Annotated in this window: 2 protein-coding genes; both read left to right on the forward strand. The window is 40.6% G+C overall.

The window, feature by feature from the left end; all coding sequences use genetic code 11:
- The first annotated feature begins 123 nt into the window (after positions 1-123).
- On the forward strand, positions 124-999 hold the full coding sequence (locus PL8927_RS27615; RefSeq protein WP_083627102.1) for an ABC transporter permease: 876 nt from the start codon (positions 124-126) through the stop codon (positions 997-999).
- A gap of 176 nt (positions 1,000-1,175) precedes the next feature.
- On the forward strand, positions 1,176-1,550 hold the full coding sequence (locus PL8927_RS27620) for a hypothetical protein (protein WP_083627103.1): 375 nt from the start codon (positions 1,176-1,178) through the stop codon (positions 1,548-1,550).
- Positions 1,551-1,767: the final 217 nt, after the last annotated feature.

Below are 1,767 nucleotides of genomic sequence, written 5' to 3' on the forward strand. Positions count from 1 at the left end.
AGGGAACAGGGAACAGGGAACAGGGAACAGTAAGAAGTGAAAGGGTTTCAGGATTTAGAAATGTCCTAACTGTAATGCGTAGCGCTATATCAGTCAACACCTCAACCGTTAACCGTTAACAATATGAGTAGTTCAACAACATCCGTTAAATTATCAACTTCCCATCAAACGGCTGATCAACAACCGAATTTAGTCGGAGAATTCCTGCAAGAAACAATAGCCTTAACTCGTCGGCTATTTATTCAATTACAACGCCGTCCTTCCACCTTAATTGCTGGAATTATTCAACCGTTAATGTGGTTAATTTTATTTGGAGCATTATTTCAAAATGCCCCCAAAGGATTATTTGGAGAAACCCTAAATTATGCTCAATTTTTAGAGGCAGGAGTGATTGTTTTTACGGCATTTGCTGGAGCTTTAAATGCAGGGTTGCCGATCATGTTTGATCGAGAATTTGGGTTTCTTAATCGGTTATTAGTCGCGCCTTTAGTCTCTCGTTTTTCTATTGTCTTAGCTTCAGCGATTTATATTGTGGCTTTGAGTTTAATTCAAACCTGTGTAATTGTTACCGCAGGAACCGTTTTAGGGGCCGGATTACCGGGAATAGCCGGATTAAGTATCATTACCCTAATTGTGCTTTTATTAGTCTTAGGAGTAACAGGTTTAAGTTTAGGATTAGCCTTTGCGTTACCCGGTCATATTGAATTAATTGCGGTGATTTTTGTTACTAATTTACCGCTTTTATTTGCCAGTACCGCCCTCGCTCCTTTATCTTTTATGCCCACTTGGTTACAAGTTGTTGCTTCCCTAAACCCCCTCAGTTATGCCATTGAACCGATTCGTTATTTATATCTCCATCAAGATTGGGGATTCAATAGTGTGGTAATGCACGCACCCTTTGCTACCATCACCTTTGGCGGTGCATTATTAGTTTTACTAGGGTTTACAACGGTGTCATTAGTTTCAATTCAGCCTCTATTAAAGCGTCGATTTGCCTAAAGCTGGATTGAAAATTCAGTCATTAAGACAATAAAATTTAGTTAAAGATTAATCCCCCCAACATCGCTGAATTTTAGCACGTTAGGGGGGTTGTCTATTTCCATATTTCGCAAAAATAGTTACAATGAGGAAATCTAAGTTTTTATAGTTATTTTTGAAGTCGTGAGGTTGTGATCATGAAATTTAAGGGGTTAAAATTGAGTCTGAGACTCTTCTCTTCTACTGTTGTGGCTGTTGGAATTGGAATTTTGGGGTTAACATCAGCAAGTCTGGCTCAATCGACTTCAGCCAACCCATTACAGGAGTTTCAACGTTCTGATAATCCTGACCCTCTAAGTGGTGAGAATAGTGGGAAAACCATGTTAGATATTATCCATAATTCTCGATTAGGGCGATTTAATGTTAATTATGAAGCGGTAGGAAATCAACAACGTCAAAATATTCAGGACGCGGCGACTCTATTTCGTGAAAAACAACGCTTACTCCTCCAAGACCCCCAACCCGCCCCATCTACCGAACCTTTAACTAATTCTGTCACCCCTCAACCTTAGTCGGGTGTCGGGTGTCGGGTGTCGGGAGCAGAGGGCGAGATCTCAATAATTTTTCTATCTCCCCTTGCTTCCCCCTGCTTCCCCCTGCTCATTGGTGTCAACTTAAGCCTCCGAAGCCCTGAACTAAAGTTCGGGCTAAGAGTTAAAGTCATCTAAAGATGACTAAGATCATTCTTCATTAACCCGTTTTAACGGGTTTTAGCTTTGAGCCTGAAAT

It is taken from the genome of Planktothrix serta PCC 8927, from assembly GCF_900010725.2.
Classification (GTDB): Bacteria; Cyanobacteriota; Cyanobacteriia; order Cyanobacteriales; family Microcoleaceae; genus Planktothrix; species Planktothrix serta.

Coding starts and splice junctions, on each gene's coding strand:
- PL8927_RS27615 (WP_083627102.1), top strand. CDS start 124: ATGAGTAGTTCAACAACATCCGTTAAATTATCAACTTCCCATCAAACG.
- PL8927_RS27620 (WP_083627103.1), top strand. CDS start 1,176: ATGAAATTTAAGGGGTTAAAATTGAGTCTGAGACTCTTCTCTTCTACT.